General features: G+C 66.5%; 12 protein-coding genes. All 12 read left to right on the top strand.

Features of this window, described 5'->3' with window-relative positions; translation table 11 throughout:
• The first annotated feature begins 8 nt into the window (after positions 1-8).
• The 12 genes from dapB to LCI23_RS16255 all read left to right on the top strand — a co-directional run bounded on the left by dapB (position 9) and on the right by LCI23_RS16255 (position 16,255).
• Entirely contained in the window at positions 9-818 is an 810-nt protein-coding gene (dapB, locus tag LCI23_RS16310) for a 4-hydroxy-tetrahydrodipicolinate reductase (protein WP_224947502.1), read from the top strand.
• A gap of 2 nt (positions 819-820) precedes the next feature.
• The gene (locus LCI23_RS16305) at positions 821-1,147 is read left to right on the top strand and encodes a barstar family protein (RefSeq protein WP_224947501.1); all 327 of its coding nucleotides are present in this window, start codon (positions 821-823) and stop codon (positions 1,145-1,147) included.
• A gap of 155 nt (positions 1,148-1,302) precedes the next feature.
• Complete coding sequence (gene leuS, locus LCI23_RS16300; RefSeq protein WP_224947500.1) at positions 1,303-3,945, top strand: leucine--tRNA ligase; 2,643 nt, start codon at positions 1,303-1,305, stop codon at positions 3,943-3,945.
• A 3-nt stretch (positions 3,946-3,948) separates the two neighbouring features.
• Entirely contained in the window at positions 3,949-4,455 is a 507-nt protein-coding gene (lptE, locus tag LCI23_RS16295; protein WP_224947499.1) for an LPS assembly lipoprotein LptE, read from the top strand.
• Between the two features lie 9 nt (positions 4,456-4,464).
• Positions 4,465-5,478 (top strand): DNA polymerase III subunit delta, encoded by a 1,014-nt coding sequence (gene holA / locus LCI23_RS16290; RefSeq protein ID WP_224947498.1) that lies wholly within the window; start codon positions 4,465-4,467, stop codon positions 5,476-5,478.
• Between the two features lie 176 nt (positions 5,479-5,654).
• Positions 5,655-6,920, top strand: coding sequence for a glutamate-5-semialdehyde dehydrogenase (locus LCI23_RS16285; RefSeq protein WP_224947497.1), 1,266 nt, complete (start codon positions 5,655-5,657; stop codon positions 6,918-6,920).
• Positions 6,921-6,939: 19 nt separating this feature from the next.
• Positions 6,940-7,353 (top strand): CopD family protein, encoded by a 414-nt coding sequence (locus LCI23_RS16280; protein ID WP_224947496.1) that lies wholly within the window; start codon positions 6,940-6,942, stop codon positions 7,351-7,353.
• 83 nt (positions 7,354-7,436) lie between these two features.
• Positions 7,437-8,651 carry a class I SAM-dependent RNA methyltransferase gene (locus LCI23_RS16275; RefSeq protein WP_374041184.1) on the top strand — a complete coding sequence of 405 codons (1,215 nt, stop codon included), beginning with the start codon at positions 7,437-7,439 and terminating at the stop codon, positions 8,649-8,651.
• A 6-nt stretch (positions 8,652-8,657) separates the two neighbouring features.
• A complete protein-coding gene (locus LCI23_RS16270) occupies positions 8,658-9,947 on the top strand; it encodes a multidrug effflux MFS transporter (RefSeq protein WP_224947495.1) in 1,290 nt (429 codons plus the stop codon).
• A gap of 325 nt (positions 9,948-10,272) precedes the next feature.
• Positions 10,273-12,450: an HDOD domain-containing protein gene (locus LCI23_RS16265; protein ID WP_224947494.1), complete on the top strand. Its 2,178-nt coding sequence runs from the start codon at positions 10,273-10,275 to the stop codon at positions 12,448-12,450.
• 7 nt (positions 12,451-12,457) lie between these two features.
• On the top strand, positions 12,458-14,683 hold the full coding sequence (locus tag LCI23_RS16260) for an EAL domain-containing protein (protein WP_224947547.1): 2,226 nt from the start codon (positions 12,458-12,460) through the stop codon (positions 14,681-14,683).
• A gap of 12 nt (positions 14,684-14,695) precedes the next feature.
• The gene (locus LCI23_RS16255) at positions 14,696-16,255 is read left to right on the top strand and encodes a tetratricopeptide repeat protein (protein ID WP_224947493.1); all 1,560 of its coding nucleotides are present in this window, start codon (positions 14,696-14,698) and stop codon (positions 16,253-16,255) included.
• The last annotated feature ends 27 nt before the right edge of the window (positions 16,256-16,282 follow it).

Genomic DNA, 16,282 nt, shown 5'->3' with positions numbered 1-16,282 from the left:
CGGCAGCCATGAGCAAGTTGAAGATTGCCGTCGCCGGCGCCAGCGGCCGCATGGGACGCATGCTGGTCGAGGCGATCCTGGCCGCGCCGGACGCCGAACTGGCGGGCGCGCTGGACGTCGCCGCTTCTCCCTCGATCGGCATGGACGCCGGCGCGTTTGCCGGCCAGCTGACCGGCGTGGTCATCCAGTCCGAGCTCGCCGCCGCGCTGAAGGATGCCGACGTCCTCATTGATTTCACCCGTCCGGAAGGCACGCTGCAGCACCTGGCTTATTGCGCCGCGCACGGCGTGCGCATGGTGATCGGCACCACCGGTTTCGACGAGGCCGGGAAAGCCGCGATCCGCGCCGCGGGCGAGCAGGTTGGCATCGTGTTCGCGCCGAACATGAGCGTGGGCGTGAACGTCACCCTCAAGCTGCTCGAGATGGCGGCGAAGAGCTTCAGCGAAGGCTACGACATCGAGATCGTCGAGGCCCACCATCGCCACAAGGTCGATGCGCCGAGCGGCACCGCGCTCAAGATGGGCGAAGTCGTCGCCACTGCGCTCGGGCGCGAGCTGAAGGACTGCGCCGTGTACGGCCGCGAAGGCGTGACCGGCGAGCGCGATCCGTCCACCATCGGCTTCGCCACCGTGCGTGGCGGCGACGTGGTGGGCGACCACACTGTCATGTTCCTCGGCACCGGTGAGCGCATCGAGATCAGCCACAAGTCGAGCAGCCGCGTGACCTATGCCCATGGCGCCCTGCGCGCCGCGCGCTTCCTGGCGGACAAGCCGAATGGCCTGTTCGGCATGGACGACGTGCTGGGCCTGAAGGCTTGAGCATGGCCAGCGTGGAACTGAACGGCGCAGCGATCGTCGACGAAGCCGCCTTCCACCGCGAGTCGCGGCGCGCCTTCGGTTTCCCGGAGGACTACGCCGGTTCGATCGACGCCTGGGTGGATTGCATGAGCTACCTGCGCGACGAGGAGAACATGACGTGCTTCCGGCTCAAGCCGAACGAGGTACTGGAGATCGTCATCCGTGACGCCGAACAGATGAAAGCCGCGGTGCCGGACCTGCTGGAAGAGATCAGCTTCTGCGTCGGCGGCATCAACGAGCGCTACGAGGACTACGGCGAGAAGCCGGCCTTGAAACTGGTGCTGCGCTAGTCGCGCGCCTGCCGGTCCCGACGGCCGCCAACCCTGCCAAGGCAGGCGTGGCGGCCGTTTTTTTTGCGGCACATGCGCATTCGCCGCAGTGCAAAATGAACCAGCCCAGTGTCGTATAATGTCCGGTTCCACCCCTCATTACGTCTGCAGAAATCATGCAAGAAAAATATAGTCCAGCCGAAGTAGAACAAGCCGCCCAGGCCTACTGGAAGTCGATCGACGCCTATAAAGCCGTCGAACACGACCCGCGTTTCCCGAAAGGCAAGTATTACGCCTGCTCGATGCTGCCTTACCCGTCGGGCAAGCTGCACATGGGTCACGTGCGCAACTATACGATCAATGACGTGATGTACCGCTACCTGCGGATGAACGGCTACAACGTCCTGATGCCGATGGGCTGGGACGCCTTCGGCATGCCGGCCGAGAACGCGGCGATGGCGAACAACGTGCCGCCGGCCGAATGGACCTACTCGAACATCGCGCACATGAAGAAGCAGATGGAATCGATGGGCCTGGCCATCGACTGGTCGCGCGAGATGACCGCCTGCAAGCCGGAATACTACAAGTGGAACCAGTGGATGTTCCTCAAGATGCTGGAAAAAGGCATCATCTACCAGAAAACCGGCACTGTGAACTGGGACCCGGTGGACCAGACCGTGCTGGCGAACGAACAGGTGGTGGACGGCCGCGGCTGGCGCTCGGGTGCGCCCATCGAGAAGCGCGAGATCCCGATGTACTACGTGCGCATCACCGACTACGCGGACGAGCTGCTGGACTACGTCGACAACAAGCTGCCGGGCTGGCCGGAGCGCGTGCGCACCATGCAGGCCAACTGGATCGGCAAGTCGACTGGCGTACGCTTCGCCTTCCCGCACGACATCAAGGACGACTCGGGTGAGCCCATCAACGAAGGCAAGCTGTACGTCTTCACCACCCGCGCCGACACCATCATGGGCGTGACCTTCTGCGCCGTGGCGGCCGAGCACCCGCTGGCCCAGCACGCGGCCAAAAACAACCCGGAACTGCAGGCCTTCATCGCCGAGTGCAAGCTGGGTTCCGTCATCGAAGCCGACATGGCGACGATGGAAAAGAAAGGCATGCCGACCGGTCTCACCGTGACGCACCCGGTGACCGGCGAGCAGCTGCCGGTCTGGGTCGGCAACTACGTCCTGATGACCTACGGCGACGGCGCCGTGATGGGCGTGCCGGGCCACGACGAGCGCGACTTCGGCTTCGCCACCAAATACAAGCTGCCGATCAAGCAGGTCGTCAGCGTGGAAGGCCAGGAATTCTCGCTCGACGGCTGGCAGGAGTGGTATGGCGACAAAGAGCAGGGCAAGACCATCAACTCTGGCAAGTACGACGGCCTGGACTACATCGCGGCGGTCAACGCCGTGGCGGGCGACCTGGCGGCCCAGGGCCTGGGCGACAAGAAGGTCACCTTCCGCCTGCGCGACTGGGGCATCTCGCGCCAGCGCTACTGGGGCACCCCGATCCCGATGATCCACTGCGGCGACTGCGGCGCGGTGCCGGTACCCGAGCAGGACCTGCCGGTCGTGCTGCCGGAACACCTGGTCCCGGACGGCACCGGCAACCCGCTGAACAAGGACGACGCCTTCCTGAAGTGCGACTGCCCGAAGTGCGGCAAGCCTGCGCGCCGCGAGACCGACACGATGGACACCTTCATCGATTCGTCCTGGTACTACATGCGCTATACCTCTCCGGGTTCGAACGGGAAGATGGTCGACGAGCGCAACGACTACTGGATGCCGATGGACCAGTACATCGGCGGCATCGAGCACGCCGTCATGCACCTGCTGTACGCGCGCTTCTGGACCAAGGTGATGCGCGACTTCGGCCTGCTGAAATTCGACGAGCCCTTCGTCAACCTGCTGACCCAGGGCATGGTGCTGAACGAGACCTACTACCGCGAAGACGCATCGAGCAAGAAGACCTGGTACAACCCGGCGGACGTCGAGCTCACGTTTGATGACAAGGGCCGCCCGCAGAGCGCCATCCTGAAATCAGACGGCCAGCCGGTCACGATCGGCGGCACCGAGAAGATGTCGAAGTCGAAGAACAACGGCATCGACCCGCAGGCGCAAATCGAGCAGTACGGCGCCGACACCGCGCGCCTGTTCACCATGTTCGCTTCGCCGCCGGAACAGACTCTGGAATGGTCGAACAGCGGCGTCGAAGGCGCGAGCCGCTTCCTGCGCCGCGTCTGGGCCTATGGCTACGCGCAGCGCGAGCGCATCGCGAGCGCCCTGCAGGGCGGCCAGCAGGCGTCCTATGACGACGCCCAGAAGACCCTGCGCCGCGAAGTGCACAAGGTGCTGCAGCAGGCCGACTACGACCTGAAGCGCATCCAGTACAACACGGTGGTGTCGGCCTGCATGAAGATGCTCAACACCCTGGAATCGAGCAAGCTGGCGGAAGGTGCGGCGTCGAATGCGGTGGTCGCCGAAGGCTTCTCGATCTTCCTGCGCCTGCTGAATCCGGTGGCGCCGCACATCACCCACGCCCTGTGGCAGGAACTGGGCTATGCCGCCGTCCACGGCGACATCCTCAACGTGCAGTGGCCGCAAGTGGACCCGGCAGCGCTCGAGCAGTCCGAGATCGAGCTGATGATCCAGGTGAACGGCAAGCTGCGCGGCTCGGTCAAGGTGGCCAAGGATGCCGACAAGGCGGCCATCGAAACGGCGGCGCTGGCCGAGGAATCGGTGCAGAAGTTCATCGAAGGCACGCCGAAGAAGGTCATTGTCGTGCCGGGCAAACTCGTCAACATCGTGGTGTAAGCGATGAAGACGACCGTGGTGCGCACCTGCGCTGCACTCCTGCTGGCCGCCAGCCTTGCCGCCTGCGGCTTCCAGCTGCGCGGCTCGACCGGCCAGTACAACATGCCCTTCCAGAGCATCTACCTGGCCTTCCCCGAGACCTCGCCGCTGGGCACGGAGCTCAAGCGCAACCTGCGCGCGGGCGACACCGTGCGCATCGAGGACGACGCCTCGAAGGCGCAGGCGCTGTTCGACGTGCTGTCCGAGTCGCGCGGCAAGGCGATCCTGTCGCTGAACAGCCTGGGCCGGGTGCGCGAATACTCGCTCAGCTACACCCTGGTGTTCCGCGTGCGCGATGCCAACAACAAGGAGCTGCTGGGCCCGACGGAGATCACCCTGCGCCGCAATATCGCCTTCGATGAATCGCAGGTGCTGGCCAAGGAATCGGAAGAGCAGCTGCTGTACCGCGACATGCAGGCCGACCTGGTGCAGCAGATCCTGCGCCGGCTGGCGGCCATCAAACCGCTGTGAAGCCCTTGTATGCAGCTGCGGCCTGAGGCCCTCGAGGGCCACCTGGCCAAGGGCCTGGCGCCCTTGTACGTGATCACCAGCGACGAGCACCTGCTCGCGCTGGAAGCGGCCGACCGCATCCGCAAGACCGCTAGATCCCAGGGCTATACCGAGCGCGAGGTGCTCACGGTCGAGCGCAATTTCAAGTGGGGCGAGCTGCTGGCGGCGAACCAGGCCATGTCCCTGTTCGGCGACAAGAAGCTGATCGAGCTGCGCATCCCGGGCGGCAAGCCGGGCAAGGACGGCAGCGCCGCCCTGCAGGCCTACGCGAAGGACCCCGGGCCCGACAACCTGACCCTCATCACCCTGCCCAAGCTGGACTGGCAGACCGCCAAGGCTTCCTGGGTCACGGCGCTGCAGGGGGCCGCGGTGTATATCGAGATCCCCAACGTGGAGCGCGCCCAGCTGCCGAACTGGATCGGCATGCGCCTGTCTGCCCAGGGACAGGGGGCCGAGCGCCAGAGCCTGGACTTCATCGCCGACCGCGTCGAGGGCAACCTGCTGGCGGCGCACCAGGAAATCCAGAAGCTCGGGCTGCTGTACGAGCCGGGCAAGCTGAGCTTCGAACAGGTGCACGACGCCGTGCTGAACGTGGCGCGCTACGACGTGTTCAAGCTGTCGGAGGCGATGCTGCACGGCGACCCGGCGCGCCTCGCCCGCATGCTCGACGGCCTGAAAGGCGAGGGCGAGGCCCTGCCGCTGGTCTTGTGGGCCGTCAGTGAAGAAATCCGCACGCTGCTAAAATTGAAGGCCGGCATGGCGCAGGGGCGGCCGCTGGGGGCGCTGCTGAAGGAACACCGCATCTGGGGACCGCGCGAACGCATGATGGAACCGGCCCTGCGGCGCGTGTCGCTCGCCACGCTGGAAGCCGCGCTGCAGGAGGCGGCGCAGGTGGACCGCATGGTCAAGGGCCTGCGCGCGAAGGCGTTTGCCGGGGATGCGTGGGATGCCATGCTGCAGCTGGCATTGCGGGTGGCGCGGTAAGTTTGTCGCGGCTGTTCCTGGGCCGGTTGAACGCGTGGGCGGAATCCGCCCACCCTACGCACATCGGCAGGGTGGGCGGGGTCATTTCGGGCAATGCCCGGAATGACGAACGCCCACGCGGTCGAATCACGTTCGATCCGCCACTTCGCCACACATTATCGAAAACGGGCTACACGATGGACATCACCGAACACATGCACTCGATGGGCCGCAAGGCCCGTGCCGCGGCGCGCGCCATGGCGCGCGCCGACGGCGCCACCCGCAACCGCGCGCTGCTCCTGATCGCCGACGCCATCGAGCGCGACGCCGCCGTGTTGCGCGCGGCGAACCAGGAAGACATGATCGCTGCCCGCGCCGCCGGCCTGGAGCCGGCCCTGCTCGACCGCCTGCAGCTTTCCGACGGCGCCATCCGCACCATGGTGGACGGCCTGCGCCAGATCGTCACCTTGCCCGACCCGGTCGGCGAAATCACCAACATGAAGTCGCGTCCGAGCGGCATCCAGGTCGGCCAGATGCGCGTGCCGCTGGGCGTGATCGGCATCATCTACGAAGCCCGCCCCAACGTGACGGTGGATGCGGCCGGCCTGTGCATCAAGAGCGGCAACGCGGCCATCCTGCGCGGCGGCTCGGAAGCCATCCACTGCAACCGCGCGCTGGCGAAACTGGTGTCCGAGGGCCTTGCCGGCGCCGGCCTGCCGCTGGACGCGGTGCAGGTGGTCGACACGACCGACCGCGCCGCCGTCGGCGCCCTGATCACGATGCCGCAGTACGTGGACGTGATCGTCCCGCGTGGCGGCAAAGGCCTGATCGCGCGCCTGATGGCGGAAGCGACGGTCCCGATGATCAAGCACCTGGACGGCATCTGCCACGTCTACATCGACGGCAAGGCCGACATCGCCAAGGCGCTGCCGGTCGCCTTCAACGCCAAGTGCCACCGCTACGGCACCTGCAACACGATGGAAACCCTCCTGGTGGCGCGCGCCATCGCTCCCACCGTGCTGCCGCAGCTGGCGCAGCTGTACCAGGCCGAGCAGGTCGAGCTGCGCGCCGACGCCGAGGCCCATGCCATCCTCGCCGGCTACCCGTGGCTGAAGCACGCGACCGAACAGGACTGGAGCACGGAATACCTGGCGCCGGTGCTGGCGATCCGGGTGGTGGAGGGGCTCGACGGGGCGATCGACCACATCAACACCTGGTCTTCGAAGCACACCGAATCGATCGTCACCGAGGACTACAGCGCCGCGCTGCGCTTCCTGCGCGAGGTCGATTCCGCCTCGGTGATGGTAAACGCCTCGACCCGTTTCGCCGACGGCTTCGAGTACGGACTGGGCGCGGAGATCGGCATCTCGAACGACAAGCTGCACGCACGCGGGCCGGTCGGGCTGGAAGGGCTCACCTCGCTCAAGTACGTCGTGTTCGGACACGGCGAAGTACGCAGCTAGACAACAACAAGGAACCTGCATGTACCTCTGGATCAAGGCCCTGCACATCGTCTTCATCGCTTCCTGGTTCGCCGGGCTGTTCTACCTGCCGCGCATCTTCGTGAACCTGGCGCAGGAAAGCCATCCGGCAGCAACCGAGCGCCTGCTGGGCATGGGCCGCCGGCTGTACCGCTTCACTACCATCCTGATGGTGCCGGCCCTGGTGCTGGGCATCTGGCTGTGGCTGGGCTTCGGGTTCAAGGGCGGCTGGCTGCACGCGAAACTTGCGCTGGTCATCGTGACGATCGGCTACCATCATGCCTGCGGCTCGCTGCTCAGGAAATTCGAGCGCGGCGCGAACGCGCGCAGCCATCGCTGGTACCGCTACTTCAACGAAGTGCCGGTGCTGCTGCTGCTGGCGATCGTGATCCTGGTCGTCGTCAAGCCGTTCTGAACAGCATCACCCCATAGCATTGCCGCCGGTGCGGACCGGCGGCGCCTGACACATTTCATTCAAACGGACAAAGGGTACTCCTCATGACCTCCTATTTTTGCCCATGCCCGCGCGGCATGGAAGCGGCACTGGCCGACGAACTGGGCGAGATCGCCCAGCACAGCAGCACGATGAAGGTGCACAACCAGGTGCCGGGCGGCGTGCACTGCTCCGGTTCGCTGGTGGACGCCTACCGCATCAACCTGCACTCGCGCATCGCCTCGCGCGTGCTGATGCGCATGGGCCAGCGCAGCTACAACAACGAGAACGACATCTACGACCTGGTGCTCGAGCAGCCCTGGGAAGACTGGTTCGGCGTGAACCACACGATCCGGGTCGACGTCACGGCCGTGAAGTCGCCGTTGAAAAGCCTGGAATTCACGACCCTGAAGATCAAGGATGCCGTCTGCGACCGCTTCCGCGACCAGTTCAACAAGCGCCCCTCGGTGAACACCCGCGAGCCGGACATGCGCATCGTCGGCTTCCTCGACCAGCGCAACTTCATCATCTACCTCGACACCTCAGGCGAAGCCCTGTTCAAGCGCGGCTGGCGCGAAGAGACCGGTGACGCGCCGCTGCGCGAAAACCTGGCCGCCGGCATGCTGCGCGTGGCCGGCTGGAAGCCGGGCGTCCCGCTGTTCGACCCGATGTGCGGCTCCGGCACCATCCTGGTCGAAGCGGCGCAAATGGTGCAGGGCATCCCGCCGGGCGCGCGGCGCCGCTTCGCCTTTGAAAAATTCGCCGGTTTCGACCGCGAAGCCTGGGCCGCGCTCAAAGCCGAGATCAAGCCCAATCCTGTTCCGACCGAGCCGACCATCTTCGGTTCCGACATCTCGGGCGACATGGTGGCGATGACGCGCCATAACCTGAAGGTGGCCGGCATCCTGTTCGAGGTGCCGCTCAAGCAGATCGAGGCCCAGCACGTATCGCCGCCCACCAGCCAGCCCGGTATCCTGCTGACCAATCCGCCCTACGGCGAGCGGATCGGCGTGCGCGGCGACTCGACGGTGCCGCAGGACGAGATGGCGGTGTCCTTCTATTCCGCGCTCGGCACCACGCTCAAGCAGCGCTTCGCCGGCTGGACCGTGTTCCTGTTCACGGCGGACCTGAGCTTGCCCAAGCTGCTGCGCCTGAAGGAAGCGCGCAAGACCCCGTTCTTCAACGGCGCGCTCGAATGCCGCCTGTTCCGCTTCGACATGGTGGCCGGTTTCAACCGGCGCGAGGAAGCCAAGCCCGCGAAACCCACACAGGAGCAATAAGCCTCCATGCTGCCGCCGACCGAACCCGACGACTTGCCCAAGGATCCGGTGACGCCGGTGCCGCTGCCCCCGCCGCACAAGGTCGCGATGCTCTCGGCCGGCGGCCTGGCCACGCTGCTGGCCGGCCTGTCGATGCTGGGACCGTTCTCGATCGACGCCTACCTGCCGGCCTTCCCGCAGATCCGCGCCAACCTCGGCGCGTCCGCGCTGGAAGTGCAGCAGACCCTGACCGCCTACATGCTGGCTTTCGCCGGCATGGTGCTGTGGCATGGGGCGCTGTCCGACGCCTTCGGGCGGCGCAACGTGATCCTGGTGGCGCTGGTGGTGTTCGCGATCGGCACCTTCGGCTGCGCCTCGGCCTCCTCGGTGCACTACCTGTGGGTGTTCCGCATCATGCAGGGCGTGTCGGCGGGAGCAGGGGTGGTGGTGGGGCGCGCCATCATCCGCGACCTGTATTCGGACGCGGCGGCGGCGCGCCTGCTGTCGATGGTGACCATGATCTTCTCGATCGCGCCGGCCATCGCGCCGGTGCTGGGCGGCTGGATCGTCACCTTCTTCGACTGGCGCGCGATCTTCCTGGCGCTGTGCGTGTACACGGTGGCGCTGGGCTGGTTCTCGTGGAAGCACCTGCCCGAGACGGTGCCGGTCGAAAGACGCCAGCCTTTCAATCCGCGCTTCCTGGCCCAGAGCTACGGCGCGATCTTCAGCTCCTTCCTGTTCCACATGAAGTCGGGTGTGGTGGCGATGAACTTCGCCGGCCTGTTCCTGTACATCGCGGCCGCGCCGGTGCTGTTGCCCGAGCACCTGGGCCTCGGCCCTTCGCAGTTCGCCTGGCTGTTCGTGCCCACCGTGAGCGGCATCTTCCTGGGCGCACTGGCGGCCAACCGCATGGCGGGCAAGCTCACTTTCGCGCGCCAGATCCGGGTCGGCTTCTTCTTCATGCTGGGGGCGATCACCTTCAACGTGGCCTACCACAGCTTCCTGCCGCCGTCGCTGCCCTGGAGCGTGGTCCACATGTTCTTCTTCACCTTCGGCAGCTCCATCATCGCCCCGGGCGCGACCCTGCTGGCGCTCGACCTGTTCCCGCACATCCGCGGCACCGTGGCTTCCTGCCAGTCCTTCGTGACCACGCTGATGGGCGCGATCGTGGCGGGCGTGATCGCACCGGTGCTCTCGCATTCGGTGCTCTCGCTGGCGCTCGGCCAGGCCGGCTTCACGCTGCTGGCGATCGCACTGTGGGCAACCGCGCGGCGCTACCGGCGCCGCAAGATCCGCGACGGCTATCCGATGCCGTAGCTTGCCCCCGGCCCGGAACCGGCCTTTTTTATGTCGATGAAATAATCTTTCATATATGCATACATATATGAAATAATCTTTCATCCGCTTTTGCGGCGCCTGGGTGGGGCGAAGCAGGCGACACATCGGGGCGACACATCCGGGCAACACTTTTTTCAGAAAGTATTGTTCCTAATCAGAAATGTCTATATGCTAAGATAAGTTTTTCGTGCTTGGAACAAACGTGAAAACATTGTTCTGTGCGCTAGATCAACGAGCAAGACCTTGTGGCAGCCCGTCCTGGGTTGCCTGGAACAACCCTCGACAAGCGGCCACGTTTGAGACCATGCAAGCTTCGGATCAGGATATCCGCAATCGCCTGTTGATTGCCCGTCTGCCGGCCATGCCGCAGATCCTCGTGCGTCTCATCGAACACCTGCAGGCCGACGACCTCGGCATGCCGGAACTGGCCGCCCTGATTTCGAAGGATGCCGGCATGACCGGCAAGCTGCTGGCCGTCGCCAACAGTTCCGCCTACCAGCGCCACCACCGCAACGTCAACCTCGAGCAGTCGCTGGTCGCCCTCGGCACCGACATGATCAAGACCCTGGTCATCAGCGATTCGGTGTTCCAGACCTTTAATAATTTTCCGCATTCGGGCAGCACCGACCTGCGCGCGTTCTGGAAGAATTCGCTGAGCGCAGCGGTGATGGCCAAGGAGATCGCGCGCGCGGTCGACTACCCGCACCTGGAAGAAGCCTATCTCGCCGGCCTGCTGCACAACGTCGGCCGCCTGGCGCTGCTGGCCACCGCGCCCAAGGAATACGCCTACAACTTCACCGCGCGCGACGACGAAGACCTGTGCGCGGTCGAGCAGCGCACGCTGCAGATCACCCATGCCGAAGCCGGCGCCTGGCTGATCGAGCGCTGGCAGCTCGACTCCTTCCTGGCCGACGCCGTGCTGTACCACCATGAGCCGAGCGAACGCCTGGAGTCGGCCCACCCCTTGATCCGCATCGTGCGCCTGGCCCATGTGCTGTCCTGCCATCCGCAGGACGAGACGCTGGTGCTGGAAGCGGCCGCCCTGTGCGGCATCGATGCCGGCCAGGTCGAACCGATGCTGCTGGGCGCCGCGCGCCAGGTCGAGAAGGCGGCCGCCCACCTGGGCATCGACCTGCAGGGCGCCGACGACGTGCCGGCGCCGCCGGCCTTCGCGCCGCCCGCGCTCGATCCGGTGCAGCAGCGCCTGTCGGAAGAGGTGCGCAACATGGTGCTGGTCTCGGAAGTAGGGCAGAGCTTCGCGCGTACGCAGGGCGAATCGGGTTTGCTGGAAGCGATGACGCGCTCGGCGCGCATCCTGTTCGACTTCGGCAGCGCCGTGGTGCTGCTGGAAAATCCGACCGGCCATGCGCTGGTGGGCGCACCCACCCAGGGCAGCCAGCGCATCGCCGAATTCGCGGTGCCGCTGGCCAAGGGCGGCGCCATCGCCAAGAGCGCGCTGGAGCGCCGTCCGGCCTTCATCGGACGCGAGCACGGCGCGGGTGAACCGGTCGGCCTGGCCGAGGAGCAGCTGCTGCGCATGCTCGGCACCGACAGCCTGGTGTGCGTGCCGCTGGTGGCCGGCGCGCGCTGCCTGGGCGTGCTGATCGGCGGCATCGCCGCCTGGCAGGTCCCGTACTGCCAGCGGCGCGAGCGCTTCATGCAGTCCTTCGGGGCGCAGGCCGCCAGTGCGCTGGAAAACATGCTGCTCGAGCGCGGCCATGCGCGGCGCCAGCTGGCGCACGTGGCCGAGGAATACCGCGAAGCCTCGCGCCGCGTGGTGCACGAGGTGAACAACCCGCTGTCGATCATCAAGAACTACCTGAGTGTCCTCGACAGCAAGCTGGCGCGCCAGGAGCCGGTGAGCGGCGAGATGTCGATCCTGAACGAGGAAATCGACCGCGTCGGCCAGCTGGTCAGCAGCCTGGCCGACCTGAAGCCGAGCGATGCCGGCCCGCGTCCGACCGACGTGGCCAAGGTGGTCGACGACGTGCAGCGCCTGTTCCGCAGCACCGGCTTCGTGCCCGCCTCGGTGGAGATCGCGGTCACCATGCACGAGGAAGCGACCCGCATCGAGGGTGACGCCGACGTGCTCAAGCAGATCCTGGTGAACCTGGTGAAGAACGCGATCGAGGCCCTGGGCCCGGGCGGCGGCCGGGTCGAGATCGTCAACCGCGGCCACGTGAACCGCGAGCGCCACCTGTACCTGGAGCTGGTCGTCAGTGACAACGGACCGGGCCTGTCGCGCGAGGTGCTGGCCCACCTGTTCTCGCCGGTGAAGAGCACCAAGGACGGCGCTCACCATGGCCTCGGCCTGTCGATCGTGCACAGCCTGGTCAAGAAACTGGGCGGGCACATCGCCTGCCGCAGCGGCCGCAGCGGCACCGCATTCGAAATCCTCCTGCCGGCATGGTCCGGCGCCGGCGCCGGCACCGGCCTTGGCAACCCGATGACGCTGCCGGCACGCGCGCTCGGCTCCGCATGAAGTCATGATGAACGCGCACAACGCCATGTTCCCCGGCGAGCTCGCTCCCTATTCCCCGACGCTGGACACCGATGGCCAGCCACGCCTGCTGCTGGTCGACGACGAGCCGCGCCTGCTGTCCTCGCTGTACGAACTGCTCAAGGGCCGCGGCTACTCCTTGAGCACCGCCAGTTCGGGCAGCGAAGCCCTGGCCCACCTGTCGCGCCTGCGCTTCGACCTGGTCCTGCTCGATTTGCGCCTGCCCGACATCGGCGGTCACGAAATCATGGACTTCATCAACGAGAAGGGCATCGATGCCGACGTGATCGTGATGAGCGGCGAGGTCGGGATCGACGCCGCGATCGGCGCGCTCAAGCGCGGCGCCTACGACTACCTGCGCAAGCCCTACGCGCGCGAAGAACTGCTGGCCACGGTCGCCAACGCGCTCAAGGGCCGCCGCCTGGCGCTCGAGAACGAGCGCATGGCCACCCAGCTGGAAAACTCCGAGAAGATGTACCGCTACCTGGTGGACTCCTCGCCGGACATCATCTACACGCTGAACCACGAGGGCCGCTTCACCTTCGTGAACGACCGCGCCTACCAGCTGCTCGGCTACTCCCGTGATGAATTGCTCGGCAAGCACTACTCGGTGCTGGTGCATGAAGAAGACCTGGAGCGCGCGCGCTACGTGTTCAACGAGCGCCGCGTCGACGAGCGCGCCTCGCGCAACGTCGAGCTGCGCCTGAAGTGCAGGAACGGCGGCGGAGGCGGCAATGGCCACGAGCGCACCTTCAACAACACCCTGATGACGATCTCGCTGAACGCGATCGGCATGCACGTGCCCGACCAGGAGGTCAAGAAGCTCGAGTTCTTCGGCACCTACGGCGTGGCGCGCGACATCACCGACCGCAAGCGCGCGGAAGAGGTGATTTCCTACCAGGCCTACCACGACATCCTGACCGACCTGCCGAACCGCATCCTGTTCAAGGACCGCCTCGGCCTGGCCGTGATCCAGGCCAAGCGCAAGAAGACCGAGCTGGCCGTGATGTTCATCGACCTGGACCGCTTCAAGCTGGTCAACGACACGCTCGGCCACGTGAAGGGCGACGAGCTGCTGCAGCAGGCCGCCACCCGCCTGAAGGATTGCCTGCGCAAGGGCGACACCCTGGCGCGCCAGGGCGGCGACGAATTCACCATCGTGCTGCCGGAGCTGCGCGACCGCGACGACGCGCGCATCATCGCCGACAAGTTCCTCGAGTCCCTGCAGCGCCCCTTCGACCTGGACGGCCACGAAGTGCACATCTCGGCCTCGATCGGCATCGCGATCTACCCGACCGACGGCGAGTCGATCGACGAGCTGCTGCGCCACGCCGACATCGCCATGTACCAGGTCAAGGCGCTCGGCAAGAATGGCCACAGCTTCTATCACACCTCGATGCTGGATGTGTCGCACCAGAAGATCGCGCTCGAGCAGGCGCTGCGCCGCGCGCTCGAGCAGGACGAGCTGGAGATGTACTACCAGCCGCAGATCGACGCGCTCACCGGCCGGATCGTCGGCGCCGAAGCCCTGATGCGCTGGAACCATCCGACCCGCGGCCTGCTGTCGGCCGGCGAGTTCCTGCCGTTCGCGGAGGAGAACGGCCTGATGCTGCCGATCTCGGACTGGATGATCGGCGCCCTGTGCCGCGACATGCTGCAGTGGAACGCCTCCGGCACCGACCACGTACGCCTGTCGCTGAACCTGTCGCCGCAATACCTGGACCGCGGCGACTTCTTCGAAAAGATGCGCGGCGCCCTGGTGCGCTACGGAATCCAGCCGGGCCAGATCGAAGTCGAGATCACCGAGAACATCTGCATCCGCAACCCGCAGTACGCGATCGAGCAGCTGAATAAACTGTGCCAGCTTGGGGTGTCGATCGCGATCGACGACTTCGGCACCGGCTACTCCTCGCTGTCCTACCTGCACCGCTTCCCGATCCACACCGTGAAGATCGACCAGTCTTTCGTCAAGGAGATCCACGAGGAGGGCGGGCACTATCCGGTCATCCTGGCGATCATCTCGATCGCGCGCGGCCTCGGGCTGAACCTGATCGCGGAAGGCGTCGAGACCGAGGAGCAGGCGCGCTACCTGCGCGCCAACGGCTGTATGACGATGCAGGGCTACCTGTACTACCGCCCGATCCCGCTGGGCGAATTCATCAAGTCGCTGCGCACCCAGCCGACCCTGTTCGGCCTGCGCGCCGTCCAGGCATAGAGGCCGCCCGCCATGCTCGACTTCCCGGCCCACCCCGCCGATCGCGCCGAACGCAAGGCCGAGCCGCGCTACACGGCCGAATTCCTGCGCGTGAAAGGGATGGCCGAACGCGGCGTGCCCTCGGCCCAGCACAGCCTGGGCTTCATGTACGCCAGCGGCCAGGGCGTGGCGCAGGACCACGAGCTGGCCGTGGCCTGGTACCGCATGGCGGCCAGCGCCGACCTCGAGCTGGCCCAGTACAACCTGGGCGTGATGTACCAGAAGGGACAGGGCGTGGCCCAGGACTACGGCCAGGCGGCCTACTGGTACCGCCGCGCCGCCGAGCAGGGCTACGCGCCGGCCCAGTACAACCTGGGCTGGCTGTACGCCAAGGGGCAGGGCGTGCCGAACGACGTCGGCCAGGCCCTGCACTGGTTCAGCCAGGCGGCCGACCAGGGCGAGCCGGGCGCCCAGCACAACCTCGGCATGATGTACGAGACCGGCAAGGGCGTGCCCCAGGACCAGGAAACGGCCACCATGTGGTACCGCCGCGCGGCGGAGCAGGACCACGCGCGCTCGCAGTTCAGCCTGGCCCTGCGCAGCAGCGGCGCCGAGGCCATCGCCTGGTTGCGCAAGGCGGCGGAGCAGGGCTATGCGCCGGCCCAGTTCAACCTCGGCCTGCGCTACGACAAGGGGCAGGACCTGGAGCAGGACAGCGTCAGTGCCATCCTGTGGTACGGCCGCGCCGCCGAACAGGGACACGCCAGTTCCCAGTTCAACCTGGCCCTGGTCTACGACAGCGGCCACGGCGTGGCGCGCGACGAGGAGCTGGCCCTGCACTGGTACCGCCAGGCGGCCGAACAGGGCCATGCCGGCGCCCAGGACAACCTGGGCGTGCGCTACGAGCATGGCCAGGGTGTCGAACGCGACGCCGCCACCGCGGCCCACTGGTACCGCCAGGCAGCCGAGCAGGGCATGCCTTCGGCCCAGTACCACCTGGCCCAGCTGGTCGACGCCGGCAAGGGCGTGCCGCGCGATCCGGAAGCGGCGCAGGGCTGGTACCGCAAGGCGGCCGAGCAGGGCCACCTGCGCGCCCAGTTCGATCTCGGCCTGCGCTACGAGTCCGGCGCCGGCGTGGCGCGCGACGAGGCGCAGGCGCTGGAGTGGTACCGCCGCGCCGCGCACCAGGAGTACGCACCGGCCCAGTACATGGTGGGCGTGCTGCTCGACCGCGCCGAACATGCCGATCCGGCCGAGGCCACCGACTGGTTCCACAAGGCGGCCGACCAGGGCCACGCGCTGGCCCAGTTCGAGCTGGGCCTGCGCCACGATTGCGGCAAGGGCATCGAGCGCGACTACGAGGCCGCGCACTTCTGGTACCTGTGCGCGGCGCGCCAGGGCCATGCGCGTGCCCAGTTCAACCTGGGCGTGATGTATTCGGCGGGGCAGGGCGTGCAGCGCGACCTGGTCGAGGCCTATGCCTGGCTGCAGCGCGCGGGCGGGGCGGGAGTGGTGGCGGCATCGGGCTACCTGAAGAAGATCGTGGCGCGCATGGAGCCGCAGCTGCTGGCGCAGGCGCAGGCGTTTACGTAAGGCGTACGGGTCTTCCGGCGTGGTTTG

This window comes from Massilia sp. MS-15 (assembly GCF_020176695.1).
GTDB lineage: Bacteria > Pseudomonadota > Gammaproteobacteria > Burkholderiales > Burkholderiaceae_D > Telluria > Telluria hydrophila.
This window is presented reverse-complemented; position numbering and strand designations above follow the sequence as displayed.